The organism is Novosphingobium aeonii, assembly GCF_052279045.1.
Classification (GTDB): Bacteria; Pseudomonadota; Alphaproteobacteria; order Sphingomonadales; family Sphingomonadaceae; genus Novosphingobium.
In genome coordinates, this window is the sequence record NZ_CP176833.1 from 796153 (window position 1) to 822038 (window position 25886).

The following is a 25886-nucleotide window of genomic DNA, read 5'->3' on the forward strand; positions in this document are numbered from 1 at the left end:
GTGTGTACGGGCGCATAAGGGAAGCACCCGGAGCGGCAGGCCGCAAAGTTTTGCTTCCGGGAGTACGACTCTTATTGTCTAGTGATTTGGTTGAGATTAACTAGGCAGATCGGCGAGCGGCGCACACCCGCCGTTTGCGCAAGGATGTGACGGATGATCCTCGAAATACTGAAGATGGGCGATCCGCGCCTGCTAAAGCCCGCGCGTGCGGTGGAGGACATCGCCGCGCCGGAGGTGGGCGCGCTCGTGGCCGACATGTACGAGACCATGCACGCGGCTGGCGGGGTCGGGCTGGCGGCGCCGCAAGTGGGTGTGGACCTTCGCGTCATGATCTTCGGCTTCGAGGCAAGCGCGCGTTATCCCGGCGAAGCCCCGGTCCCGGCCACCACGCTTATCAATCCCAGCCTTGAAGTGCTGACGGAAGAGACGGAAGACGGCTGGGAGGGGTGCCTTTCGGTTCCCGGCATGCGCGGGCTGGTGCCGCGCGCCACGCATATCCGCTATGGCGGAACGCTGGAGGACGGCACCGTGCTGGAACGGGAAGCGCGGGGCTTCCACGCCCGCGTGTTCCAGCACGAATTCGATCATCTGAACGGCGTGCTCTATCCCCGGCGCATACGCGACATGACGAAGTTCGGCTTTATCGATGCCCTGTTTCCCGGCAGTTCGCTGGCCTCTCTGGAGGCCGGTTGATTTCCCCGATGCGGGTGTGCGGGCAGGCAGGTCTGGATAGTCCGGCCCGGTTCCGCTAACCGCCGCTTCCCCCAGCGCTCAGCAATTCACGAGTTTTTCCGGTTCGGAGCCATGATCGATATATTCCAGTTCCATCACCACCCCGCGCGGGCCCTGCGGTATCGCGAAGCGATGCGGCGATCCGGCGGAAAGGTGCGTGCCGCATGATCCGGCTTGAAGGCGTTCACAAGGCATACGGCGGCACCCATGCCGCGCTTGCCGATGTCGATCTGGAGATCGGCCGGGGCGAGGTGTTCGGCATCATCGGCCGGTCCGGCGCGGGCAAGTCCACGCTGGTGAGGCTGCTGAACGGCCTCGAACGGCCAAGCGCCGGACGCGTGCTGGTGGACGGCATCGACGTTGCGGTTCTGGGGCCGCCGCAATTGCGGTCGTTGCGCAGGCGCGTGGGGATGATTTTCCAGAACTTTGGGCTGCTCTCGTCGCGCACGGTGGCTGACAACGTCGCCCTGCCGCTGCGTATCGCAGGCGCCTCCGCCTCGGAGATCGCCGCGAAAGTGCCGGCCTTGCTGGAGCGGGTGGGGCTTGCGGAGCATGGCGACAAGTATCCGGCCCAGCTTTCCGGCGGCCAGAAGCAGCGCGTCGGAATCGCGCGGGCGCTGACCACCGATCCCGATATCCTGCTGTGCGACGAGGCGACCAGCGCCCTCGATCCCGAGACGACACGCAGCGTCCTTGCCCTCATCGCCGACCTCAACCGCGAGCTTGGCCTGACGATCGTGCTCATTACGCATGAGATGGAAGTGGTCCGCCAGGTGTGCGACCGGGTGCTGGTGCTCCATTCGGGCCGCGTGGTCGAAACGGGCAGCGTGGCGGACGTTTTCCTTCATCCGCAGGCGGCGGAGACCCGCGCGCTGATCGACGAGGACGGCGAACACGAGGCACCCATTGGGTTCGACGGTCCGATCGTGCGCCTGACGCTGCACGGACAGTCCGTCCTCGACCCCGTTCTCACAAGGATCGCGCGTGAGACGGGCACGGACTTCATCATTCTCGATGGCCGCATCGGCCGGCTCAAACATGGCAGTTTCGGCAGGCTCACACTGGGCCTTCTCGGCGGCGACACCGCCGCTGCCATCGCCGCGCTGCGCAACCATGGGGACGTCGAATGAACGACCTGTTCGCCAATGTGGACTGGGGCGAAATCGGCCAGGCCTGTCTCGATACGCTGGCCATGCTGGGCGGCTCGCTGGTGCTGACCGTACTGCTCGGCCTGCCGCTGGGCGTGCTGCTGTTCCTGACCGGACCGGGGCAGCCCTGGGCCAGTCGCTGGGGCAACGGGGCGCTGGCGCTTGCCGTCAACCTGCTGCGATCGGTGCCTTTCATCATCCTGCTGATCGTGATGATCCCGCTGACGATCCTGCTGGTGGGCACCTCGCTCGGCGTGGCGGGCGCGATCCCGCCGCTGGTGGTGGGGGCCGCTCCGTTCTTCGCGCGCCTCGTGGAAACGGCGCTGCGGGAAGTCGATCGCAATACGGTGGAGGCGGTGCAGGCGATGGGGGCGACGACGCGCGACCTCGTGTTCCGCGCGCTCCTGCCTGAAGCCCTGCCGGGGATACTGGCGGCTGTCACCGTCACGGCCATCACGCTGATTTCGTTCACCGCGATGGCCGGTGCCGTGGGCGCGGGAGGGCTGGGCGATCTGGCGATCCGCTTCGGTTACCAGCGTTTCCAGACCGACGTGATGTTCGTCACCGTCGTCCTGCTGCTCGTCCTCGTCCAGTTTCTCCAGGCCGCGGGAGACCGTCTCGTCCGCCGCTTTACCCGCAAATAGGATTTCCCATGCAACGACGCCTGCTTATCGCTGCCTTTGCGGCCTTGCTGCTTCCCGGTTGCGGCGCTTCCAAGAAGGTCGATGATCCCAACCTGCTGACGGTCGCGGCCACTGCCGTGCCGCATGCCGAAATCCTCGAATTCGTGAAGCCGGTGCTGGCCAAGCAAGGGCTGCAACTCGACGTTCGCGTGTTCAACGACTACGTCCAGCCCAATGTCCAGGTTTCGGAAGGGCGGATAGACGTCAACTACTTCCAGACCGGGCCCTATCTCGATGAGTTCAACAAGGCGAAGGGCACGCATCTCGTACCGATCGCGGGAATTCACATCGAGCCGTTCGGCGCCTATTCGCGCAAGTGGAAGAAGGTTGCCGACCTGCCCGCAGGCGCGACGGTGGCCATACCCAACGAACCGAGCAACAGCGGGCGCGCGCTTCAGCTTCTGGCGCATGGCGGGCTTATCACCCTGCGCGATCCCAGGAGCATGTCGGCAACGCCACGGGATATCGTCTCCAATCCCCGGAACCTGAAGTTCCGCGAGATCGAGGCGGCCACCCTGCCGCGCGTGCTCGGAGAGGTCGACCTGGCGACGATCAACACCAATTATGCGCTGGACGCCGGGCTCAATCCCATGCGCGATGCCTTGCTGATCGAAGGCAAGGACACGCCCTACGTCAACTTCGTGGTCGGCACGGAAAAGGCGCGCAGCGATCCGCGTGTCGCGAAACTGGTTGCCGCGCTGCGCACGCCGGAGGTCAAGGCCTTCATCGAGAAGAAGTATTCGGGGGCGGTCGTTCCCGCCTTCTGAGCGGGATCGCACAGCGCGCACGACCCGATCACACGGACCTGAGCGCGAATTCGGGTTTTGAGTTCGCGCTCAGATGATGAGGTAGGCGGTAATCGCCAGGCAGGCCACGGCTACCACCAGCCAGATCAGTGGCCAGCCTTCGCCTTTGCGTTCCTTTGTCGAAACGCTGTCGATGGGCGCAGGCGTCCATTCGTCGGTCGCATGGACGCGCTCCTCGGTCTGCTTCAGGGCAGGGTTGAGGGGCTGTCCGACCTTCGCTTGTTCGGTCATCGTCATGCTCCGTGGTTTCCCGCTTGCCCGCCAGTATGAACTTCGCAGGTCGGGGCGGCAATTCGCCATTGCAGGATGGCGTGGAGGCAGGTCCGCCCGGGATCTGGCCCATCGCGCATGGCGGACATGATCGTGGCCCAGTCTTCCTCGGACGCTGCCCGCGAAAAATCGGCCACGGCCATGCGCACGAATTCGGTAGCCGAAATGGCGGACGCGGCGGCGGCGCGGCGGACATCGGTGCAGGTATCGGGATCGGTTTCGGCAAGGTAGCGCTCCATGCTCGCCGCGGATCGCCGCGCCATGCCGAGAAGGTCGCCCAGCATCATGGTCAGTCCTCCACCGCGCCGACCACGATCCCCTCGACCGTGCCGCGTGCCGCCAGCGCGGCGACATAGCGTGTTGCCAGCATGGACCAGCTTCGCGCTTCCAGCATGTCGCCGATCCTGTCGCGCACCGCATCGAACGGAAGCGTGCGTCCGGGCAGGTGCCGGTTGAGGCGCACGACGTGCCAGCCGAAGCGCGAGCGAACCGGCTCGGCAGCGGTTTCACCGTTCTTCAGCGCCTCTATCGCCTGCTGGACCGCCGGGACCAGTTCCCCCCGACGGATCTGCCCGAGCGAGCCGTCCTGCTGGGCCGGCGCGCAGGCCGAGTGCGTCCGTGTGGCCTCTGCGAACGCGGTCTGGTCGTCCCCTACCGCGGCGGCGATGGAGCGTGCGAAGGCTTCGGCGGCATCCCATGCCGCGTCGTCCTGCCGCTCGGGTTCGATCAGGATATGGGCGGCATCGAACAGGTCCGGCGTTCGAAACCGCTGGGGATTGCTTTCATAATAGCGCCGCTGCTCGCCTTCGGTGGCGATTTCAGGGGCGACCTCCTGCTCCAGCACGAGGCGGACCAGCGCCTCGTCGTCGGTTTCAGCGCGTCCGGTTTCATCGGGATGGCTTGCCGGGTGGAGACCGAGGCGCCTGGCCTCCTGGACCAATAGCTCCCGTACGGCCAGTGCGCGGGCGGCCTCGACCCATGCGGTTTGCGGGTCGGGGGCGGGGTGATGCTGGATTTCCTGTGCGATGGCCTCGGGCGTGATCTCGACGCCGGTCACAAGGACGTCCCCGAAGGCCGGTGGCGGCGGTATGGCGGGACCGGAGCAGCCGCAACCGCCGCTCTGGCAGGCACCCGGCATGTCGCCGAACGACGGTGACACGTTCGTCACGTCGATCATGTCGGCTGTTCTTGTCATGACCCCTCCTGTCCGCTTTCGGCCATCTGGCGAAGCACCGTAGGCCCTCCATAGCTGGGAGCGCCTCCCGCGTGTCCGCGCGTCTGCGAGTAGTCTTTCGCGGACCGTTTGCCGCGGGTCCGCACGATCTGGAAACCGGGACGGAAGATGTACCAGATCGGCGCGCTGAAGACGTGGACGAGGCGGGTGAAGGGGGTGATGACGAAAAGCGTGAGGCCAAGAATGATGTGCAGTTTGTAGACCATCGGCACATCGATCAACAAGTGCGCGGCTGACGGGTTGAAGGTCTGGAGCCCCTGCGCCCAGCCCATGAACTTGAGCATTTCCTCGCCTTCGAGATGCTGCGCGGTCCAGAACGTCGTCGAGATGCCGAGCATGAACTGGCACCAGATCAGGACCAGCATGAGGATGTCGCCCCATGATGAGCTTCTGCGGATGCGGGGATCGAACAGGCGCCGGTGAAGCAGCAGCGAGCAGCCGACGAAGCCCGCCACACCGGCCACGCCGCCGACGAGCATGGCGGCGATCTGCTTGAAACTGTGGCTTATGCCCAGCTTGTCTATCACCGTGACCGGCGTGAGCAGCCCCACGAAATGGCCGACCAGAAGGATGAGGACGCCCATGTGGAACAGGTTCGAACCCAGCACCACCTGCCTGCGTCTCAGGAACTGGCTCGATTGCGATCGCCAGCTGAACTGGTCCGCGTCGAAGCGCAGGATGCTGCCCACGACAAGGACGGTCACGGCGAAATAGGGATACCATCCAAAGGCGAGGTGGTTGATGAAGTCATGCATCACGCTTGCTCCTTGCCGACGGGGCGGTTGGAGGCCCTGATCTTGGCGGTGACCCCGGTAGGGTCGCCCATCTCGTGGGCACCGCCGAACGTGACCGGGGCTTCTTCCCACTGATCGTCGAGGCGGGCGGAATCGTCGTCCGGTTCGCTGCGCTGGAGTTCCGCCAGCGCATCCTTGTCCATCCGCTGCCCGCCCAGTTCGACGAGCGCCGCGAAAATGGCGGCGTAGGGAGATTGCCGTTTTTCAAGCCCCTCGCTGAGCGCCGCGAAGACGTGGCGTGGTCTGGCGTCTGCAGAGCCGGGGCGAGCTTCAGCGTATCGGCATCGTCAACTTCGTCACGCGTACAGGCCGCCTTGCGCGGCTTGCCCTCGGCGTTGCGGTGTTCCTGTCGACGTTCGGCATCGACGTGACGGCGGGTCTTGCTGCACTGGGCATCGGCGGCCTTGCCCTCGCCCTTGGCGCGAGAAAGGCGGTGGAGGATCTGGTGGGCAGCATCATGGTGCTGGCCGACAAGCCGGTCAGGATCGGCGATCGCTGCAAGGTCAACGGGCGCATCGGCGACGTGGTCGACGTGGGAATGCGCTCGACGCGGATACGCACGCGGGAGCGTAGGCTTCTTACCATTCCCAAGAGCCAGTTCGCCGATGCAGAGATCGAGAACCTGACGCTGCGGGATCGCTTCTTCGTGGATCAGATATTCGGCGTCGGGTTTGATGTTCAGGTAGCCGGTGTCGAGGCGGTGCTCACCGCCTTGAGATCGGTACTGGAAGAAGACCCCGACTATATTCCAACGGCTTGCCCGGTTCGCTGTCTGGGTTTCAAGGAAGGGCTCTATACCTTCCAGATCCACAGCTACCTGCAAGGCCCGACATATGCCGAAGGCTTCGTTCGGCAGGAGCGGCTGTTGCTCGAACTGCTGCGCCGGCTTGACGCTATAGGCGTTTCCCCGTCACCGCCGCTTCATCGGATCGATCTGTCGGAGAGAAGTCCCGGCGCCTCTCGGGACTTTCCCCATGGCCAACCGGGGGCAAACCCTGATTAGATCGGGCGCAGCCGCGGGATATGATCGGGGACTTGCCGGGCCGCATCCGGCAAGCAGGGCAATGGTCGGGAAGCGTGGGAGCGCCCTCAGGGCGGCATCCCGCCTCCAGGTTTGCTCGCAATCCCAATCGCCGCAGGGCGTATCCGCAGGACGCATCTATGAACCTAGAAGTCGACAACTCGTTGGCCCTCATGAGGTCTTCGTCGCCCCTTTGCAGACCAATGCTGGTCGGGGCGGCGGTAGTTGCCACGTGCCTGTCGGCGCCTGCGGCCGCGCAGACGCTGGACAAGGACTATTGGATCGCGGTGCAGGCCTATTATCCGCGGATCGACACCAACGTCAGCGTGACGGCGAACACCAGTCAGACGGTCGGATCCGACATCGATTTCGAACGCGATCTCGACATGGACAAGAACGAAATCCTGCCAGCGGTATCGGCAGGCGCGCGCTTCGGGCGCATCGTCGTCGGCTTCGATTTCTTCAAGCTGAAGCGGCAGGGCTCGGTCCAACTGGCTCGCGACATCGAGTTCGATGACGTGACATATCCCGCGTCCGCCCAACTCGGCAGCAGCTTCGACAGCGATATCTACCGGGTGACGGTCGGATATTCGTTCGTCAGTCGCAGCAACCTCGAAATCGGGGCTGCGATCGGTCTGCATGCAACCCGTTTCGACGTCGCGCTCGAAGGGGAGGCGACGGTCGGCGGTTCATCCGTGCAGGCCCGTCGGCGCGAGAAGAACGTCCTGGCTCCCATGCCCACCATCGGTGCCTATGGGACGTACAGGATTGCGGACAGGTGGACGCTCAATGGCCGGGTCGATTACCTGTCGCTGAAGATTGGCGACTATGACGGCCGCCTCATCAATGCGCAGGCCGGCGTCAATTTCAAGGTGCTGGAAAACATCGATCTCGGCGCCGCCTATCGCTATGTCGATTACAGGGTCGGGATCGAAAAGGACGCGTGGGAAGGACGGGTTCGGTACAAGCTGCACGGTCCTGCCCTGCTCTTGCAGGCTTCGTTCTGAAGAAGGGGTGCCAAGCGGCGTCCAGGCCGCCTAGGCGGCGTGGTGGAACTCCTCGTCCAGCGAGGCGATCCGTTTCAAACGCGCTGCCTGAAGTCGGGAGAATAGCCCTGTCCGGCCGGGTATTCCTATCCCGGCCCCGCCATCGGCCGGATCGATCGAGAGGAAATGTTGCGAGGGCGGTGCGTACTTCACGAAAATGCGCCGCACCGTGGAACGCGATTTTCCCGCAATCGCAACGGCCAGGGCGACCGGATCCTTTGTCATCGCGCGCAGCATGAAGGTGCCGAAAGATGCGAAGCGGCGCCTGGAAAGCCGGGCCTCCGCCAACAGCAGGTCTCGCTGGGCCGAAATCCAGCGATCGAGCCAGCGGGGCGGATTGACGGCAGGATGGGCCTCGAGGAACAGGTCGCGCATCATCGCGTCCGAGCCGAGCATCCTTTCGCGGTTGCGCGACATGGTGCCCGGTCCCCGACGATATCCGACAAGATGCTCTGCCACCGATCCCAGCGGGGCGTGAGCGCAGAACATCAACTGCAGCAAATGATCCTCGCAGCCTTCGTATCCCGCATCCCTGAGGCCGGAATCGTAGCCACCTGCCCGGACCCAGGCGTCCTTTCTGAACACCATGCCGCTGCCGTTGCCCACGAGGTTTCGGTAGAGCATGCGGTAAGGGCCGATGTGGCACATGCGGTGAAGCGGGCTCGAGCCGATGATATTCGATCGATCGTCGATGAGGCGGAAGCCGGAAAAGGCACATTCGGCCGGTTCATCGGCCCTCGTCAGGACGGCTACGAGCTTGTGGAGATAGGAGGGGTGCCACAGGTCATCTGCGTCGATCGGTGCGATTAAACTGCCGGAAGCACTCGAAATGCCGAGGTTGCGTGCGGCCGCAACGCCCTTGTTCGGGCTGGAAATGACGCGCACGCGTGCGTCCCTGTTCGCAAAACCTGATGCAATGGCGTTCGTGCCATCCGAAGAACCGTCATCCACGACGATGACTTCGATGCCGGTATACGTTTGGCCTGTTACCGCCGCCAGGGTTTCGGCAAGGGTCGCCTCGGCATTGAACGCCGGGACGATCACCGATACCAGCGGGTTGCCGCCGCCGAAGCCGGCAGCGGGATCGCATCTGGTTTCCGTCATCCCTTGGCTGCCTTTTCTCGGCGATCGCTGCGAATCAGATCCTCGAGCATTGCCTTGAATTCTCCGACCGGGTCGGGGCTGACGAGGCTCCTGGCGGCCTCCGCAGCCTGCCGCCCGATGGATGGCCATGATCCACGCTGCTGCCATGCTCGCTCAAGTGCGGCATCGAGCGCGGCTTCGGTGGCGGACTCTGCAAGGAATCCCGACACGCCGTCCTGCAAGGCCTCCCGGTTGCCGGCAACGTCCGTAACGATGGCGACGCGGCCGCTCAGCATCGCCTCGACAAGCGACAGCGGCAGTCCCTCGCATCGGGACGGCAGGATCAGGCCGTGCGCCGTTTCCCAGATTTTCGCAGGGGTCGCCGAGTAGCCCGGGAACTGTACATTTTCGAGCCCGAGGTACGCGGCCATCCCCTTGAGCCCGTTTGCGTTGTGGCCGGAGCCATAGAACTGCACGGAAATGTCGCGGGTGCGCCATTTGGGCATCGCAAGGACGCGCAGCAGGAGATCCTGGCCCTTTTCGCGGGCATCCAGCCGCGCCAGACATGCCAGCCGGACGCTTTCCTCCGCTCCGGCGCTCGGCCAGGGCAGGGGATTGGACCAGTCGGCATTGTAGGGATTACGTACGAGGATGCCGTTAGGCAGTGCCATTCCCAGTTGTTCTTCGGTGAGCCGGAGGTTGTGTTCGCTGACGAAGAATGCCCGCTGCGCCGCGCCGAATACACCGCGCAGTTCGGCATGCATGCGGTCGTGCGGCCAGTAGAGGTCGGAGGCTTTCTGGCTGACCAGGACGAAGGGAATGCCAAGCTTCCTGCATACTTCACCGGCATACCAGCCGTCGTAGTTGAGCCCTTGCGATACGACGACAAGGTCGGGCTGCAATGCGCGCAGGCCCCGGGCCAGCAGGCGATCCTGCAGATATCGCGAAGCTTTCCAGACCTGGCTTACGAGCTTGCGCAGCCGGGTCGGTGCATGGCGGGGGCCGGCGAGATCGTGAATGCGGCAGCCGGAACCGCGCAGGACTGTCGCTTCGCGGCTATCGGCGATGAATGGCTTGTACACGGACACCCGATGTCCGCCTTTCGCGAACGTCAGCGCGGTCCTGTACCAGAGTTCCTCGCTGCCGCCCCAGACCTGGTTCGAGCTGATGAAGCAAATGTTTCGTGGCTTCGGGATGTGTGACGAGGCGGAAGAGTTCATCATGTGCCATCGCATAGGGGCATGGGAAAGCGGATGCCAGATGCATGACGGCATTCTGCGCCGGGAAAATAGCGAACGCCGACCTATTCGTGAATTTTTCCGGAAGTGTTGAAAAGGCAATACTATTTCTTCAGGTCTCGGGATTTTCTGCTAAGGGGAAATTTCAGCTGTTCGGGGGCGAACTCATGATTTTGATTACCGGGTCGGAAGGCCTCGTTGGGCGCGCGACCATTCGCGCACTTGCAGACCGCGGGATTTCCTGCCGTCAATTCGATATCGCACGCGATCCTGGGCAGGACACCCGTAATGAGCGTTCGCTCGAGGCCGCGGTGGAGGGCGTGGACGGCGTTCTTCATCTCGCAGCCGTTTCGCGGGTCGTTTGGGCGCAGCGTGATCCCAAGCTTGCGCAGGAGGTCAACGTGGCCGCCACGCAGAAGCTGGTCGATACCGTGATCCGGCAGAAGACCCGTCCGTGGATGATCTTTGCCAGCAGCCGCGAGGTCTACGGCGAACAAGGCAGCCTTCCCGTGCACGAAGACGCCGAACTCAGCCCGATGAACATCTATGCCCGTTCCAAGGTCGCGGGAGAACAGATGGTCGCTGCGGCGCGGGAGGCCGGCGTGGTTTCCAATATCGTCCGGCTTTCCAATGTCTACGGATGCACGCGCGACCATGCAGACCGCGTTGTCACGGCTTTCGCCCATACCGCGGCACTGGGCGGAGAGCTTCGCCTTGACGGTCCGGAAAACATGTTCGACTTCACGCATGTCGATGACGTCGCGCGCGGGCTGGTTGCCCTGATCGAGGCGACGCAGACAGGGAAAATCCTGCCACCGATCCACTTGCTGACCGGGCGGGGCACAACCTTGCAGATGCTTGCCGATCTGGCGGGACGCGTGGCACGCAAGCCGGTCAGCGCGCGTAACGCACCCTCGCGCACTTACGATGTCGCCCGGTTCTATGGAGATCCGTCGCGTGCGAAGGAGCTTCTTGGCTGGCAGGCGGAAGTAGACATCGAAACGGGCTTTGCGCGCCTCGCGGACAATTTCTTCGAAGAGGCGGAGGCGAAGACTTCATCGCTCGCGCTTGCGTAACGGGGCAGGGCATCCGGTGCTGGGAAAGTCGGCTCGGGAAATGCGTGCGTTGAGCCTTGGGCAAGTCTCGTAATGAAGGCCTCATTCAACCGGTTGCTGCATGTGCTGCGGCTCAGCGCGGCTCTGTTCCGGGCGTCTCTTCGCGCAAGAGCGCGGCGTTCGCTGCTGGGCCATCTCTGGCTTTTCATTCCGGCGCTCGTGGCTTGCCTCGTTACAGGATTCCTGCGCAATCGGGGCAACCTGAATTTCGACGTGCCGGGCATGCCCTACGTCTTCTTCGTGTTTGCCGGCATGAGCTTCTGGCAGGTATTCGTCGATGCGCTGGGGGCTCCGCTGGCCCAGCATTCGCAGAACCGGTCGATTGTGTCCCGCATCCGGTTCCCACATGAGGCATTGACGTTGGCGGGCCTGTGGAACGTCCTGCTTAGCGCTGCAGTTCGGATCTGCGGGGTACTCATCCTCTGCGCCGTGGTCGGCGTGCATGTCGGGGGCAGTATCGTCTGGCTCCCGTTGGCGGTTTTGGCATTGGCCCTGTTGGGACTGGGGCTGGGGTTGCTGTTGACCCCGCTCGGCCTGCTTTATGACGATATCGGGCGTGCGCTTCCCATGGCGACCACGCTGCTGTTCTTTGTCATGCCGGTTGCCTATCCCTTGGCGGCAACGGGGTGGGAAGCCTTCAACCCCGTGCTGCCGCTGATTAACGCCGCCCGCGCATCGATCGTCGGTGCATCTGTCGCCGACCCTTTGTGGTTGCCGCTCGTCGTCGGTGTGCTGGCGCTTGCCGTGGCTTTTCCGTTTTACCGGATCGCGCAGCCCGAACTGATCGAGCGTATGGGATGAGCGAAATCTACGCCATCGATGTCCGGCACCTGAGCAAGAAATACTGCCCGAACCTGCGGCGATCGCTGGCATATGCCGTGCGGGATACCCTGGCCCGTCTGCTTCCGTGGCTGCGACCATACCCGTCGCTTCGGAAGGGCGAATTCTGGGCGCTCGACGATGTGTCGCTGCAGGTTCGACGCGGCGAAGGCCTTGCGATCATCGGGCACAACGGCGCAGGCAAGAGTACGCTGCTCAAGATCATCTATGGCTTGCTGGAGCCCGACCACGGTTCGGCGCGGACTTCGGGCAAGGTAGTGGGCCTGCTTGACCTTGGAGCGGGGATCGACCCGCTGTTGACGGGCGCGGAGAACATCGTCGTGGTCGCGATGTTGCACGGCCTCGGACGCAAGGCGGCCAGGAACCTGATCCCGTCGGTCCTCGATTTCTCACAGTTGCAGGAGGCCGCCGATACGATCGTGCAGGTCTACAGCGCGGGAATGAAGGCGCGGCTCTCCTATGCCATCGCGGTTATGCTGCGGCCGGAAATCCTGCTGATCGACGAGGTCCTGGCCGTTGGCGATCTTGCGTTCCAGCGCAAGTGCATCAGCCATCTCGAACAGTTCATGGCAGGCGGCGGAACCCTGTTGCTGGTCTCCCATGTGCCCCATCATGTGCAGAAGGCCTGCAGTCGTGCCGTCCTGCTGGACCAGGGGAAGGTGGTGGCGTCGGGACATGTCGGTGACGTGGTCCGCCAGTATCTGGAACGGCGCCCGCTGGACATTCGTGCGGCGGACCAGATAGCGGCGGCGCCGTTCCGTGTTCTCCGCTTGTCTTTGAACCATGCCCGGGGCGGAGCCGCGCGCTGCGGGGAGCCGGCAGAAGTGGTCATGGAACTGGAAGCCGACGAGGATCTGAGCGCATTCTGCGGCTTTTCGATCCACTCGCAGGATGGCTGGACCTGCATCAGTTCCTCCTTCGATCGCGAAGCGCGCATTCTTTCCCCCGGGCGCTCGACGTTGCGCTGCGAAATCGCATCGCTTCCGTTGGTCGCCGGCACGTTCCTGCTGCGACCGATCCTGGCCGATAGCGTGGCGTTGCAAGTCCTTCCTCTCGGCGGACCTGATGGAGGTGGATCGCGCTTCGATGTCGTAGGCGAGGCGGACCTGTTTTCCAATGGCGAGAAGCAGTTGGGCCAATTGGTCCATATGGACGCATGCTGGATGGACCCGGACGCAAACGGGTCCGTGAGGCAACCCGTCGCCAGCGGCGAAGCCGTGCTTCCTTAGTCGCCGCACTGCTGCTGAAGAGAAGGATTTTCATGTCTGATACCGCCGCCATGCGGTCCGCTATACGGTCGGGCCTTGCCTATCTGGAATCTGTCCAGCTTGAGAGCGGCGAACTCCCTTCGTTCAGCGCGCATTCCTGCGACATGATCGAGCGCAGGGTATCCGATCCCTGCGTGTTCGTGACAGCATTTATCGCCAATGTACTGGCCGAGTGCCCGCAGGCAGCCCTCATATTTGAGCGCGCGTGCTCCTTCCTGACGAGGGAGCGCGAAGCGGGAGGGTTCTTCCGGTACTGGAAAAAAGGGCATCACGGGCAATACGTACCGTTGGACGTCGACGATACGGCGCTGGGGGCCGCCGCGCTCGGGAAGCTGGGGCGTCAGTCCGACAATCGAGCCGTCCTGCTTGAGAACCGCGATCCTCACGGCATGTTCTATACCTGGATCGTGCCGTCGAGGGGGCGCCGACACTGGCGACTGATCGGTCGCGACTGGCGGCAGGCGTTTGCCCCGCTGCGAAGCAGGCAACTCTTCGCATCAGGCAGAATCGAGCGGGACGATGTAGATGCGGGAATAAACGCGAACGTCCTTGTCTGGCTCGGGAGCTTCGAAGGCGACGACCGTGTCATCGACAAGCTGGTTGAAATCCTGCGCGGGGGCAGGGAGCCAAGCTGCGACAGATATTACAACGATCCCTTCCTTATACTTTACATGTTTTCCCGCGCGCTCGTCGGCCGGAGTGAGGAGGCCCGCTCCCTTATCCTGTCCAGGACCTCGGTTTCGCCGGAGGCGCCGGCAATCCATGTTGCGCTGGCAATCCTGGTTCGCTCGATTTGGGGGGCTCCCATCGATGAAGACTGGATCGACCGGCTGTTGCTCGCCCAGCAGCCAGCCGGCGAATGGCCTATCGCACCCCTTTATGTCGCCTCTCGCGAGAGGAGGGGGTATCTCGACTTTGCGCCTGCACCGGAAAAGGTCTGGCGCGTTGGCAGCGAGGCCATGACGACGGCGTTGAGCGTAAGCGCCCTCGATCGCGCCCTGGCGGGCAGAGAAGGGTGAGCGTTCACCTTGTGCATGTCGGATATCCCAAGACGGGTTCCACTTACCTGCAGTCCTGGTTTTCCCGGCATCCCGACATCCTGTTCGAACCCTATCATCTTGGCGGCAGTGCCGGCCCCCTCCGGTTCGCGTGGCAGGCGGTCTGCGGCGAGGCCGGCAAGGCTCGTGTCACGAGTTGCGAAGACCTTTCGGTACCGGCCATCAGGCCTGAAGACTGGCCTCGAATGGCCCAGGCCCAGCGCGCGGTCTGCGATCACCTGCACGCTCTTTTCCCGAGTGCGCATATCCTGATAATTACGCGGGGGTGGCGAGAGGTTATTCGCTCGGCACATTCGCAGCTCGTAGCCATGGGCTGGCACGAACAGCTCGAGACTTTCCTGGCTTCGCCGGCCGCGCAGTCGGTCATTCCGGTTGTCATGGACTATGACAGGCTGGTGTCCTGGTATCGGGAATTGTTCGGCGAGCGCGTGACGGTTCTGCCCTATGAACTCCTGCGCGCCGATCCCGCTGCCTTTCTCGCCGTCGTCGAAGGGATACTTGGCGTGGTTTCGGGGCCGATCTCGGCAGCAGCGGAGAACGTAAGGCTCTCGCAGGCGGAATTGAACGCCTATCCGAGAATTGCGAATGCCATTCGCAAGCTGCCGTCTCGGAAGCTGCGCAAGGCGCTCACGCTGCTTCATGTTCGAATGGCGAACTCGCGCCTGGGGCCGCATGTGGCGCGATTGGTCGACAGGATGGTGCCGGTTTCCGCCATCACCGAATTGCACCTTCCGGATCCTGTGCTGCAGGAAATACTGGCCGGTTCAACAAGGCTGGTCGAAGATCCCTGCTATCGGGACTACGCGGCGCTTTATACCGGCTGACCATCTCTCCCTACCGTAGTGCGACTTCTCTACAGTATTGCCGCAGAAGCCGGATCAGGTCCCCGAAGATGCGCAAGGGTGCTCTCGGAAAAAGCAGCAGGAACGCGGCCCAGGCCATCACGTCCGAAGGGTGGCGCAGAACGCCGCTCAGGAAGATGGCCGCAGGAAGAAAGCCCAGATAGTAGTCCTGAAGAAGCAGGATGTGGTTGCTCAGCGGCGCTATCACGACCGGCACATTGTGCCACAGCAGACGTCTCAGCCAAAGAACGATCCCGTAAACCGCCAGGAAACAGGCAGGAATGACGCCCCCGAGTTTGACCATCATGACCGCAAGCCCGGCAACTTCCGCGGGCATGACGATCCAGGATGCCAGACGTCTCGTGGGCATGGCTCCATGCTTTACGACGAAAGTCTCCACGCCGGTGACCTGATCGGCCGCAAGGTCGCGCAGCTGGTGCCACAGGATGGCGCGCATCCCGTGGGCAAGGCTCCATACTGCAACCGCCCCAAGCCAGACAGGATCGATCGCCAGGTCTGCGCTGCGAAAGGCGAGCAACAGGGCAACCAGCGTCGGCAAGGTCGCTTCGCCCAGCGCCACCACGATGATGCCCGCGCTTGCGCGCTTCTTCAGACGGAACGGTGGAACTGAATAAGCCAGGAATGCGAGCCAGGCGCAGGCATAGGCGATGCAAAGCGGAAGGTTGTCACGCCATGCGAAGAGGAACGCCGCGCCGGTGGCGATGCTTGCGACGAGCATTGCTGCAGCGAGCATGCGGACAGGCCCCGTTGCCAATGTGCTTTTGCCTGCGCGCAGGTCTTCCTCGCGGTCGCAGAGGTCGTTTACGATGCTGGCAAAAATTGCGCCGCTCACGAGCGACAGGATCAGCAGGATCGCGTCGCGCCAATGCGGGAGAACAGGCTGGCCAGCGCAGATCAGCGTTGCCGGGAACAGGCTGACGATGACGAGCAGCTTGTAGTCCCACCAGTCGCTCGCGCGGGTTGTTCGCCTTATGGAATCAAACACCTTGGGCATTGGCAATCATCCCCCGCCAGCGGAAGCCGAGGACGACACTCCGCAGCAGTGGAGTTCGATCTAGCGGAACGTAAGGTTATGGAACAGTGCTGTTATATTTGATGGAATGGCGAAAAGATCGCGCCGGATAGACCCGTCCAAATTCGCGATGCGTCGCTGCCTTGCGTTTTGCATCCGGTTGAAACTCAAAGTTGCATCTGCGGGACCGGACGCCCGGTCCTGTCGCTATAATGGGAAGTGGGGGACGCGGGAACGGATTGGCCGTTTGCAGTCTGGACGAAGGTAATCGGCGGCTTTGCGAAATTTCATCGCGCGGAGGATAACACCTGGTTGCGTTTTGTAGAGGAAGGCCCCGTAATGCAATCCATTCCAAATGGCCCGGGTACCCCAGGTAGCAGGTAGGGATCGCACATGTTTCTTGGCCAAAAACTGTCGGGACACCGCGGCGTGGTTGCGATTGTCGGTATCCTCGGTTTGACGATAGGCGGTTCAGCCGCACTGTTCGTGACGTCGCAGTCGATGGACCGGATCGCAGCGGCGCGGCAGGAGCAGCAAGTGCAGAACGCGCTTGCCCGCATCGTTTCGAGCTCGTCGGCCCAGGCATCTGCGATCAGTGCGCGGCTGGAGCCGGCACGGCAGATTGCGGACCTCGGGCCGGATGAAGCGGCGACCTGGCTGGACAACGAACTGGGGCGGCCTACCGTGGCCGCCGATGCGACGAAAGCGGTCGCGATCATGACGCCTTCGGGCGCGATCTATGGTTACACCAAGGCCGGCCGGGCAGAGCCCGAGGATCTGGAGGAAATCCAGAGCGCGACCAATGGCCTGGTGGCCTCTCTTCGTGACGCTTCTCCTTCTGCTCCTCCGGCCTTGGCGGGCACCCGAAAGGACGCGCCGGCGATGGCCGACCTTGGGTCCGTTCGGGGCGTCCCTGCCATTGTCGCCGCATCCCGGCTGCCCGCTTCCGGTGAACCGCTGACGCTGGTTACTGTCACATATCTGGACGAGCCGCTCCTGAACCGCTGGGCCAGCACGTTGATGCTCGATGGCTTCGCGGCCATCGGACCCAGGGCCATGCCTTCCCCCGCGATGCGGAGCGTTGCCCTGACCGCTTCCGACGGCACGGCGTTGGGGCGCATGGTATGGCGTCCGGCAAGACCCGGCGAGGCTATTCGCAGATATGTCATCCCCGCAACGCTGGCGATCGGCGCGGCGGTGCTCATCCTGTTCCTGATGATCGCCTTGCGCGCCAATAGCCTGAGGGAAGAAGCCGTAAACAATTCCAGGCGAGCACGTTTCCTCGAGAGTTTCGATCCCGGAACCGGGCTGGCAAACAGGGCTACGTTCATCAAGCAACTGGAACAGATCGCGGGAGCCCAGCCCTGCCAGCTGGTGCTGCTGGATGCCGACGATTTCAGCGCCATCAACGAGGCACTCGGCCACCGTGCCGGGGATGACGTTATCCGCGAATTCGGCAAGGCGCTGCTTGCCGAATTCCAGGGCTCGCGCTGCCTGGTCGCAAGGCTGGATGGCGATGAATTCGCCGTGCTCATCGTGGGCAATCCCGACGTGCACGATCTCGGCCCCCGTGCAACCGGCATCGCCATCAGCAGGGGAACGCGCGATGGCGGGACGGTATCCGTAACGATCTCCGCCGGGATCGCCGCCGCGCCCGAGCATGGTCATACCGCCAGCGAACTGATGAAGCATGCAGACATCGCCCTTGGTGCTGCAAAGTCCGCAGGGCCGGCCAGCCACGTCGTTTACGATCCCGCGCTTGGCGAGGCCTTCAAGAGCCGCAAGGGCCTTGAGGCGCGCATGAAGAAGGCCATCGAGGACGAAGGGTTCGAGCTGTTCTATCAGCCGATTATCAGCCTGAGCACGATGAAGCCCGCCGGTGTCGAGGCGCTGCTGCGATTGAAGCGCGGGGCCACGGACACGCCCGCCGTCTTCGTGCCGGTGATCGAGAAGCTCGGGCTCATGCCGCAACTGGGGGCGTGGATCATCCAGCAGGCCTTCAAGGACAGTCGCCGTTGGCCCAAGCTGAAGACCTCGATCAACCTCTCGCCGCTTCAGCTCGAGAATACCGCCTTGCTCGATCAGGTGGATTTCAACCGGGCGCGTTTCAATGTCGAGCCGGTTTCCATCGGCTTCGAGATCACCGAAGGCGTCCTGCTCAACAAGTCCGCGACGGTCCATGCGAACCTTCAGGGGCTGCGTGAGCGCGGCTACATCCTGGCGCTTGACGATTTCGGGACCGGTTACTCGTCGCTCAGCTACCTCTCGGAGTTCGAAATTCAAAGGCTCAAGCTGGATCAGAGCTTCATCCGCGGTGGGCGCCTGCTGGAAAACCGGAGCGCCACGCTTGTTCACGGCGTGATCGACATCTGCCACAAGCTGAACATCGACGTTGTGGCGGAAGGCATCGAAGACATCGCTGAAGCGTCGACATTGCGGGCATGGGGATGCGATTTCGCGCAGGGCTACCAGTTCGGCAAACCGGCACCGGCGCGTGTCACGGCGCAGAACCTCGTGACCTTGCAGAATAACGCGCATGAGATCGTCGACTATCGCACCGGCGAGCCGCTTTTCGGGACGCTTTAGAAGCGATCCCCGGTTACTGAAGGACTGGGTTTCTCAAAGCCTCGCAGATTTGCAGCAGCATCTGCGCAGACTGCGGCCGCGGCGAGCATCCGAGCGTCAGCCAGAGCGGATTGTCCGAGGCATCGAGATATCGTAGCCCCCTTTCGGCGAGCGGGTCACGGGAGCGGGCGAAGTCCGTCACGCCGGGCAACTGGATTAAATTCGCCGTGCTGCCGCGTTCGAGGGCGAGGATCAGGCGTGTGCCGCGTTCGGCATAGGGATCTGCAATGTAGAGTTCGCTGCCGTCTGCGGCATAGTGGATCAGGTATCCCATTGCCGGAAAGACATGTTCCAGATCGAACACGAATTCGCAGCCGCGCTCGGGCATGTCCTTCAGGAACAGGGCGCGGGCATCCCTGCCGCCGTGCCGGCTGATCGCCATGTCCCTGTCTCGCAGCGAGCCGAGGTGATGGAGTAGCGGCGCTGCTTCTGCCATCGCGCTTTCGATGGCTGCGCGCATGGTTTTGCCGTCACTGGGGGCATCCCGGGCGGCGGCTTGCGGGTGTGGGCCGTCGATCACCGGCTGGAAACGCCTGCGCAAGTCGGTTTCGATCAATTGTAGCCAGCGTTCCAGGCCGCTGTTGTCCTGTAGCGGCTGCTCGCCGGGGCCTTGCTGGACGTAGAGTATCTGGAATCGAGCAAGCACTGCCTCGATCGTCCCGGACAACCGCGGCCAGTTGGCGACGGCCCAGATCATCTTGCGGCGGGAGATTTCCATTCCTTGCGACTGCCAGACCGGGAGGTCGGGCCGCTTTGCGGCATCGGCAAGTTCCGAAAGCGGCAGGATGAGATTGGCAGCCTCCAGTCCGCCGCGCAGGCTTTGCGGGATCGAGGCCTGCCGCCCACGCATGGTTATCGAGCCGAGTTCCATGATCCACTTCTCGCGCAGTGCGCATCCTCCGAAAGGGGCTTCGGGGCGGCCTGCATAGCTGCCGATGTGGAGGAGTTCGTCTTCGAACAGGAATGCGTAGATGCCCGCCCCGCCCAGTCCCATCTCGCGCGCGCCTTCGCGGCTTCTCAGGAGACTGTCGAGCGACGTCGGATTGCCTGGAAACGCTCCCGTGCTTTCGGCCCGGACCAGATCGTAGACGTTGAAAATGCGCGATAGAAACACCGGACGCTCCCTTCCGCCATTCAGGGCGGCTGCGTGATTGACCGGATATTCTTTTTCTACCTCCATCGTTGACGGTCGATCCGGGAACTTCCCGGGGTAACGGCCTATTTAATCGTCTACTCAATCAATTAAATGGTTTCTCCCTTGTTAAGGGCGATCAGTTGGGCAAGGCCATTGGTTCTCGTCTTGGCCACGATCGCTGCACGGTGATCCTCCACTGTCCTTGCCGAAATGCCCAGTCGCTCGCCGACCTCCTTGTTGCTGTGTCCGCGCACCAGCAAGTCGAAAACGTCGCGTTCCCGGCGGGAGAGTTCCGCTGTGGCGCTTGCGATCCGGCGCTCGCGGGCGGACCATGCCAGGCCCTCGCAGACCGCCCCGACGAGACGCTCCTCGTCGATCGGCTTTTCGAGATAGTCGAGCCCGCCATGGCGGCGCACCGCGTCGACGGCGTGGGACGTCGTGGGCCAGGCGGTCATGAAGACAAGCGCCACGGCGCCGTCGGCTGCGCGCAGGCGGTCGGCAAAGGCGAAGCCGTCCATTTCCCCCATCTGGATATCGCTGACCACGCAGTCGAACCGCTGGCTGTCCAGGGTCGCGAGCAGTTCGGCGGGGGCTGTGAACGGCGTTGCCGGGAAGCCGTGGCGGGCCAGCAGACGGGCCACCGTATGCGCGAGATCGGTATCGTCGTCGAGCACGGCAACCAGCGGAGCGGGGGATCGGGCGGGAGCTGTCATGTGTCGTTTCCGGCAAGCGGGAGGCGCAGGGTGAAGCACACGTTTTCACTGCGGTCGGTGCGCAGGAGCGATCCGCCGTGCGCTTCGACGATCGTGCGCGCGATGATGAGGCCCACGCCCATGCCGGCATGTTCGGAAGCAGAGGGCATGGGCGTTGCATGGCTCCGGTTGCTGACGTGCAGTGCCAGTTCGTCGGCATCGGCGGCGATGTCTATGCGCACGACGCTGTCCGCAGTCGCGGCGATCCCGTTGCGCACGAGGTTGACGAGCGCCTGTGTCAGTTCGATTTCCTGGATATGGACGATCAGGTCGGGGTCGATCTCGCCGCAGACCAGACGGCATCCTCGCGAGCGCAGTTCGGGGCGAAGCATCTGTTCCACGGTGTTCAGCAGGAGCCGCACGGGAACTTGCGAAGGCTCGTCGGCGCTCTTTCCGCCGAAGCGGCGCAGGCGGCGCACGAGATCGGAAAGCGTGCGCGCCTTGCGGTCCACAAGGGCGGCGCTTTCGGCAATGTCCTCGTCGAGCCCGGCCGTGCGTTCGCGCAGATGGCTGGCTTCGATGGCAAGAGTGGAAAGCGGCTGGCTGATCTCGTGGATCACCGCGACTGACATGGCACGCAACGTTTTGAGGCGTTCGGCCTGGAACAGCAGGCGATTGCGCTTCTCCAGCGTGTCGTGAGCGGCGCGCTGGGCATCGGCGAAGCTGCCGGCCAGCCAGGCTACGACCACGATCGCCACCAGCGCGAGATGCAGTTCAAGGCGTTCGATCTGCGACAGGTTCTGGAGGGAGTAGGGCAGCGCCGGAACGAGAATGGCGATGATCGCGAGCCAGGCCGCGACGCGGCCGTGGCAAAGGCCGATCCATGCGCCCGCAAGCAGGGTCGGCATGGGCTGAAGACCGAGCCCGGCCTGCCATAGCAGCCACGTCAGGCCGAGGCCGAGCGCAAGTATGGCGGTGTCCTGCATGAGGGGACCCGCCAAGGGTCTCCATGCGAGCGGTAAAGCGCGCCGGGAGGATTTGCCGGGAGCGCGAAGCAGGCTTGCAACCCAGAGCAGCGGCGGCGCGAGCACGAGCACGCCGAGCAGGTCACCGACTGTCAGGCCGGTGAGGGATAGCACGAGTTCCGCGCCGGTGCCCGTCTTCTGGAATTCCGGCCATAGCACGGCAGTGGCAAGCGTGAGAGACGCCATCGCGGCGGGGCAGATGACGGCCGAGATCCCGAGATTCATCTGTGCCGACTTCAGCGAGCCGGCAGTCAGGCGGCGAACGACATGGATCGTGAGGGCATAGGCGATCGATGGCCGCAACACGCCCCATGCATCGAGCAGGGGGCGCGGGCCGTGCAGGTCAATCGTTCCGGTCGCCAGGTCGACGGCAAGCTCGGTCAGGCCTGTCCACGGTGCTACTCCCGCGCCGGCCAGCCATAGCGCGGCGAAGCGCCAGCCGGCGGCAGGATACCAGAGTGAGAAGAATCCGGTGCCGCCCCATGGCGCGGCGGCGGCGTGAAGCAGCCAGAAACCCGCGCCGTAGACGACCAGCCACCACAGGCGCGCCTTTGCGGGTGCGGCAGCAGAAGGCATCGCTTCGGCCATGAAATAGCGCTTGGTGTTCAGAGGCATCCCTTGCCATCTGCACCCGCTGCCTGCCCGGCGTAACCCGGAAATTTCCCGGGTGCGCACGGGCCGCGTCCATATCATCGGTCAAAAAAAGAGGAAGGCGGGCGAACCGTGGTCCGCCCGCCTTCCTCGTCTATCCCGATCGGGCGTCAGCTTCAGAAGCGGAAGCCGACACCGCCGCCGATCACGCGCGGATCGTTCACGAAAGCGGTCAGGTTGTTGAAGTCGATTGCGCCGATCACGTTCGATTCGTTCGTGATGTTCCGGGCGAAGACGAAGAGGTCCACGGCGTCGGACGGCGAACGCCAGCCTGCACGCAGACCACCTTCGAAGTTGGTGCCTACGTGGAATTCGGTCGCATCGTAAAGGAACAGATTGAAGTCCTTCTGCGCGACCCAGTCGGTCTGGGCATAGAGCTTGCTGCCGCTCGCCAGCTCGTAAGTGTAGGAGGCGTTGAAGTTGAACAGCCAGCGCGGGGCTTGCGGGAAGGGATTCCCGTCGATCGAGGCGCGGCGTGTGGTGCCCACGGTCACGATCGGATCGCGCACGGTGCAGGCGGCTCCGCAGAATGCGACCAGCAGGTCCGGATCGTCGATCTTGGTGAAGTTGTAGGAGACGCCGCCGCTGAACTGCAGGCCGCGAACCGGGTTGGCGGTGGCCTCGAACTCGACGCCGCGACCCTTGCCGCGCTTGGCGTTGATGAGCTGGTTGAAGTTGCCCTGTCCGCCGATGGCGGTGAACTGCGGGTCCTTGATGTCGTAGATGTAGCCGGTCAGGTCGACGCGGAAACGGTTGTCCGGCGTTGCAGCCTTGATGCCTGCTTCATAGGACGTGATCGTTTCGGAATCCGCCGTCGTCAGGATGTTCGAGGTGGCGATGCGGCCCTGGATGGAGGGGCCGCGATAACCGTGCGCGATACGGCCGAAGAGGCTGACCTGCGGGCTGAAGCGATAAAGCGCGCTGACGTCCCAGCTCGGCTGGTCATCCTTGACCGAACGCGAATCCGCGAAGGGCGCGCCCAGCGTGCGGGCCGCATCGAGGTCGCGCTTGTCGCGGGTCCAGCGGGCACCGCCGGTCAGCCGCAGACGGTCGGTTACGTCGTAATGGAGCTGGCCGAAGACCGACCAGCTGTCGCTCTTCTGGCGAAGTTCGGAGATGACCAGCGGATCGATCCCGCCGATGCCGTCCCAGCTGGCCGAGATAAGCTCGAACTTTTCATGCCAGTAGAACGCGCCGACCTGCCAGCCGAAGCGGGTATCGCCATTGCTGGCGAGGCGGATTTCGTAGGTCTGCTGGTCGAGGTCGCTCGACAGGGTGCCGGTTTCCGAACGGAACGGTACGGTGCCGCTTCCCTCCGTCGTGCCGAGCACGCCGCCGTCGATGTCGCCGCGGCCCGAGCTGCTGCCCTGATAGGCCGAGACGATCGCGGTCAGCGTTGCGCCGCCGAGGTCGTAATCGACATGAAGCGCCTGCGAGGTGGTGTCCTGCGTCTGCGGGTTGTTACGGCCGCCGTCGTAGTAGACGGTGTCGCGGTCGTATCGGTCGTTCAGCTTGTTCGAGCCGGTGGTCAGCACGTTGGCCCGGTTGAGCGTGCCGGTGCCTTCATAGTGGCGGCCCTGGAGGGTCAGCAGCACGGAAAGGCGATCGTCCGGCTTCCACAGGGCGTGGAGGCGGCCGGCAACGTCGTCGAACCCGCCAAGGTCCTTGCCCGGCTTGGTGAACGAGGCGTCGTAAGCGTTGTTCACCCAGTTCTCGCGGTGGTTGACGAGGCCGGCGACACGGAACGACAGGGTGCTGGTGGCAGGGATCGTCACGCCGACTTCGCCGCGCACGGTGCCGAGTTCGCCCACAGTGAACTGGGCCTGTCCCTCGGCATGGTCGCCGGGGCGGCGGGTGTCCATCTTGACGACACCGGCGGGCGTGTTGCGGCCGAACAAGGTGCCCTGCGGGCCCTTGAGCACTTCCACGCTGTCAAGGTCGAAGAGCGGGAAGCCCTTGAGGTAAACGTTCTCCAGCACGACGTCGTCCAGCACGACGGAAACCGGCTGCGAAGCGTTGAAGTCGAAATCGACGTTGCCGAGACCGCGAATGTAGAGACGTGGGGCGTAGCGGCCGTTCGAGCTTTCGACATAGAGGCTGGGCGTGCGGCCGGCGAGCGAGAGAATGTCGGCGCCGCCCTCGGAGACTGCGCTGATCTTGTCTCCGCTCAGCACGGAGACCGCGATCGGCACGTCGCGGATGTTTTCCGGACGGCGCTGGGCGGTGACGACGATGTCGGCGGAAGCGTCCAGGGTGTCAGCCGTGGCGGCACCAGGCCTGGCGGCTGCGTCCTGCGCCAGGGCAGGCGCCGCGCCGGCGAGGAGCGCCGGCACGCTGGCCAGCCAATACGTCTTCATCTTCATCTTGCACCCCTTAACGGTAAGCCGGTGCGTATGGATGTTGACGCCGGAAAACCGCGCGTAGTCGGCAGGAATGGCCACGCACCTGACCGCCTTGCCGAGCGCGGGCCTCTAACCCTGCAATGTGACAATTTCGATATTGATGTTTCGCCAGCCCACAGAAAACCATAGGGAGATGGCCATGTTTACAAAGACAGTGATCACCCTGTGTCGTTTTGGCATCACTTTGCTGGGGGCCGTCGCGGCCATGTCCGGGCCGGTTTCGGCCGCTCCGGCGAAGGCCGCTTTCGACCTTGTTCCGCTTGGCGTTGAAGGCGGTGTCGTGGAGGGGGCCACCACCGCCTGGTTCATTGCGGCAAGCGGAAGTCGCAAGGGGCTGGCCTGCGATGCCGGAACGCTGGTGCCGGGCATCAGGGCGGCCATTGCGAAGGGTGGATTTCCTGCCGGAAGCCGGGCCAGCGATGTGCTTCACGAAGGGATCGGGGCCTACCTGATAACCCACCCCCATCTCGATCACGTTGCAGGACTGGTCATGGCCTCGCCGGACGACAGCGCCAAGCCGATCCTCGCTTTGCCGGAGGTCAACGCCGCGCTTTCAGCGCATTATTTCAACTGGAGCTCCTGGCCCAACATGGGCGATCGCGGCCAGCCGCCCATGCTGCGGCGTTATCGCTACGAGGATCTCGTCGCAGGCGGAAAGCCGGTGCCGGTCGGGGACACGGGCCTGAGCGTGACGGCCTATCCGCTTTCGCACGGCGGAAGCCTGTCCACCGCCTTCCTGATCCGCTCCGGCGAGGACGCGCTGCTCTGCATGGGCGACACCGGACCCGATGCCGTGGAGCATTCGGCGCGGCTCGAAGCCCTGTGGCAGGCGATCGCGCCGCTGGTGAGGGCTGGGCGCCTGCGTGCCATCATCGTCGAGACATCCTATCCCGATCCGAGAAAGGATACCGAACTTTACGGTCACCTGACGCCGAAGTGGCTTCGCGCCGAACTCGGGCGGCTTGCGGCTGCTGCTGGCGGCGCCGACAGGCTGAAGGGCCTGCCGGTCGTCATCGGTCACATCAAGCCTTCGATTGACGGGGCCGAGCCCGCCGTTTCAGCCATCATGCGGCAATTGGCCGAAGGCGGCTCGCCCCCCGTGCGCTACATTCTCGCAGAGCAGGGTAAAGCCCTGGAGCTCTGAG

Annotated in this window: 25 protein-coding genes; 13 read left to right on the plus strand and 12 right to left on the minus strand. The window is 63.7% G+C overall.

Going from position 1 to position 25886, the window contains the following annotated elements:
- The first annotated feature begins 153 nt into the window (after positions 1 to 153).
- From def to ACLIMP_RS19120, 4 genes are all read left to right on the plus strand, one after another.
- Positions 154 to 693 (plus strand): peptide deformylase, encoded by a 540-nt coding sequence (gene def / locus ACLIMP_RS19105; protein WP_185999591.1) that lies wholly within the window; start codon positions 154 to 156, stop codon positions 691 to 693.
- A 203-nt stretch (positions 694 to 896) separates the two neighbouring features.
- Positions 897 to 1862: a methionine ABC transporter ATP-binding protein gene (locus ACLIMP_RS19110; protein ID WP_443478828.1), complete on the plus strand. Its 966-nt coding sequence runs from the start codon at positions 897 to 899 to the stop codon at positions 1860 to 1862.
- Positions 1859 to 2524, plus strand: coding sequence for a methionine ABC transporter permease (locus ACLIMP_RS19115; protein WP_132468882.1), 666 nt, complete (start codon positions 1859 to 1861; stop codon positions 2522 to 2524). The genes ACLIMP_RS19110 and ACLIMP_RS19115 overlap by 4 nt, the downstream gene beginning before the upstream one ends.
- 8 nt (positions 2525 to 2532) lie before the next feature.
- A complete protein-coding gene (locus tag ACLIMP_RS19120; protein ID WP_054441823.1) occupies positions 2533 to 3330 on the plus strand; it encodes a MetQ/NlpA family ABC transporter substrate-binding protein in 798 nt (265 codons plus the stop codon).
- Between the two features lie 69 nt (positions 3331 to 3399).
- Here ACLIMP_RS19120 and ACLIMP_RS19125 read toward each other — a convergent pair whose 3' ends face one another.
- The 5 genes from ACLIMP_RS19125 to ACLIMP_RS19145 are packed head-to-tail and all read right to left on the minus strand — an operon-like array spanning position 3400 to position 5810.
- Complete coding sequence (locus ACLIMP_RS19125; RefSeq protein WP_221937294.1) at positions 3400 to 3606, minus strand: hypothetical protein; 207 nt, start codon at positions 3604 to 3606, stop codon at positions 3400 to 3402.
- Positions 3603 to 3926, minus strand: a complete 324-nt coding sequence (locus tag ACLIMP_RS19130) for a hypothetical protein (protein ID WP_054441825.1) — start codon at positions 3924 to 3926, stop codon at positions 3603 to 3605. The genes ACLIMP_RS19125 and ACLIMP_RS19130 overlap by 4 nt, the downstream gene beginning before the upstream one ends.
- Before the next feature lie 2 nt (positions 3927 to 3928).
- On the minus strand, positions 3929 to 4834 hold the full coding sequence (locus ACLIMP_RS19135) for a peptidylprolyl isomerase (protein ID WP_082370589.1): 906 nt from the start codon (positions 4832 to 4834) through the stop codon (positions 3929 to 3931).
- On the minus strand, positions 4831 to 5628 hold the full coding sequence (gene narI / locus ACLIMP_RS19140; RefSeq protein WP_185999593.1) for a respiratory nitrate reductase subunit gamma: 798 nt from the start codon (positions 5626 to 5628) through the stop codon (positions 4831 to 4833). The genes ACLIMP_RS19135 and narI overlap by 4 nt, the downstream gene beginning before the upstream one ends.
- The gene (locus ACLIMP_RS19145) at positions 5628 to 5810 is read right to left on the minus strand and encodes a hypothetical protein (protein ID WP_132468879.1); all 183 of its coding nucleotides are present in this window, start codon (positions 5808 to 5810) and stop codon (positions 5628 to 5630) included. The genes narI and ACLIMP_RS19145 overlap by 1 nt, the downstream gene beginning before the upstream one ends.
- A gap of 95 nt (positions 5811 to 5905) precedes the next feature.
- On the opposite strand from ACLIMP_RS19145, the gene ACLIMP_RS19150 reads away from it, so the two are divergent.
- Together ACLIMP_RS19150 and ACLIMP_RS19155 are read left to right on the plus strand one after the other, a co-directional pair.
- Positions 5906 to 6670: a mechanosensitive ion channel family protein gene (locus tag ACLIMP_RS19150; RefSeq protein WP_054441827.1), complete on the plus strand. Its 765-nt coding sequence runs from the start codon at positions 5906 to 5908 to the stop codon at positions 6668 to 6670.
- Between the two features lie 221 nt (positions 6671 to 6891).
- Entirely contained in the window at positions 6892 to 7695 is an 804-nt protein-coding gene (locus tag ACLIMP_RS19155; protein WP_443478829.1) for a hypothetical protein, read from the plus strand.
- A gap of 30 nt (positions 7696 to 7725) precedes the next feature.
- Here ACLIMP_RS19155 and ACLIMP_RS19160 read toward each other — a convergent pair whose 3' ends face one another.
- Together ACLIMP_RS19160 and ACLIMP_RS19165 are read right to left on the minus strand one after the other, a co-directional pair.
- On the minus strand, positions 7726 to 8838 hold the full coding sequence (locus tag ACLIMP_RS19160; protein ID WP_054441830.1) for a glycosyltransferase family 2 protein: 1113 nt from the start codon (positions 8836 to 8838) through the stop codon (positions 7726 to 7728).
- A complete protein-coding gene (locus ACLIMP_RS19165) occupies positions 8835 to 10040 on the minus strand; it encodes a glycosyltransferase family 4 protein (protein ID WP_054441831.1) in 1206 nt (401 codons plus the stop codon). Before ACLIMP_RS19165 ends, ACLIMP_RS19160 begins: the two co-directional genes overlap by 4 nt.
- A gap of 182 nt (positions 10041 to 10222) precedes the next feature.
- On the opposite strand from ACLIMP_RS19165, the gene ACLIMP_RS19170 reads away from it, so the two are divergent.
- From ACLIMP_RS19170 to ACLIMP_RS19190, 5 genes are all read left to right on the plus strand, one after another.
- Complete coding sequence (locus ACLIMP_RS19170) at positions 10223 to 11131, plus strand: NAD-dependent epimerase/dehydratase family protein (RefSeq protein ID WP_054441832.1); 909 nt, start codon at positions 10223 to 10225, stop codon at positions 11129 to 11131.
- 72 nt (positions 11132 to 11203) lie between these two features.
- On the plus strand, positions 11204 to 11971 hold the full coding sequence (locus tag ACLIMP_RS19175) for an ABC transporter permease (protein WP_054441833.1): 768 nt from the start codon (positions 11204 to 11206) through the stop codon (positions 11969 to 11971).
- The gene (locus ACLIMP_RS19180) at positions 11878 to 13239 is read left to right on the plus strand and encodes an ABC transporter ATP-binding protein (protein ID WP_221937295.1); all 1362 of its coding nucleotides are present in this window, start codon (positions 11878 to 11880) and stop codon (positions 13237 to 13239) included. Before ACLIMP_RS19175 ends, ACLIMP_RS19180 begins: the two co-directional genes overlap by 94 nt.
- A gap of 32 nt (positions 13240 to 13271) precedes the next feature.
- Entirely contained in the window at positions 13272 to 14297 is a 1026-nt protein-coding gene (locus ACLIMP_RS19185; protein WP_054441835.1) for a prenyltransferase/squalene oxidase repeat-containing protein, read from the plus strand.
- Positions 14294 to 15160, plus strand: coding sequence for a sulfotransferase (locus ACLIMP_RS19190; protein WP_443478830.1), 867 nt, complete (start codon positions 14294 to 14296; stop codon positions 15158 to 15160). The genes ACLIMP_RS19185 and ACLIMP_RS19190 overlap by 4 nt, the downstream gene beginning before the upstream one ends.
- A gap of 10 nt (positions 15161 to 15170) precedes the next feature.
- On the opposite strand, the gene ACLIMP_RS19195 is transcribed toward ACLIMP_RS19190, so the two are convergent.
- Positions 15171 to 16193: a UbiA family prenyltransferase gene (locus ACLIMP_RS19195; RefSeq protein WP_054441837.1), complete on the minus strand. Its 1023-nt coding sequence runs from the start codon at positions 16191 to 16193 to the stop codon at positions 15171 to 15173.
- A gap of 411 nt (positions 16194 to 16604) precedes the next feature.
- Here ACLIMP_RS19195 and ACLIMP_RS19200 point away from each other — a divergent pair, with 411 nt between their 5' ends.
- On the plus strand, positions 16605 to 18797 hold the full coding sequence (locus tag ACLIMP_RS19200) for a putative bifunctional diguanylate cyclase/phosphodiesterase (protein ID WP_054441838.1): 2193 nt from the start codon (positions 16605 to 16607) through the stop codon (positions 18795 to 18797).
- A 13-nt stretch (positions 18798 to 18810) separates the two neighbouring features.
- On the opposite strand, the gene ACLIMP_RS19205 is transcribed toward ACLIMP_RS19200, so the two are convergent.
- From ACLIMP_RS19205 to ACLIMP_RS19220, 4 genes are all read right to left on the minus strand, one after another.
- Entirely contained in the window at positions 18811 to 19950 is a 1140-nt protein-coding gene (locus ACLIMP_RS19205; protein WP_132468875.1) for a hypothetical protein, read from the minus strand.
- Between the two features lie 128 nt (positions 19951 to 20078).
- Entirely contained in the window at positions 20079 to 20684 is a 606-nt protein-coding gene (locus ACLIMP_RS19210; RefSeq protein ID WP_054441840.1) for a response regulator transcription factor, read from the minus strand.
- A complete protein-coding gene (locus ACLIMP_RS19215; protein ID WP_443478831.1) occupies positions 20681 to 22303 on the minus strand; it encodes an ATP-binding protein in 1623 nt (540 codons plus the stop codon). The genes ACLIMP_RS19210 and ACLIMP_RS19215 overlap by 4 nt, the downstream gene beginning before the upstream one ends.
- A 152-nt stretch (positions 22304 to 22455) precedes the next feature.
- Entirely contained in the window at positions 22456 to 24780 is a 2325-nt protein-coding gene (locus ACLIMP_RS19220; protein WP_207906101.1) for a TonB-dependent receptor, read from the minus strand.
- 100 nt (positions 24781 to 24880) lie between these two features.
- Here ACLIMP_RS19220 and ACLIMP_RS19225 point away from each other — a divergent pair, with 100 nt between their 5' ends.
- Positions 24881 to 25885, plus strand: coding sequence for an MBL fold metallo-hydrolase (locus tag ACLIMP_RS19225; protein ID WP_207906100.1), 1005 nt, complete (start codon positions 24881 to 24883; stop codon positions 25883 to 25885).
- The last annotated feature ends 1 nt before the right edge of the window (position 25886 follow it).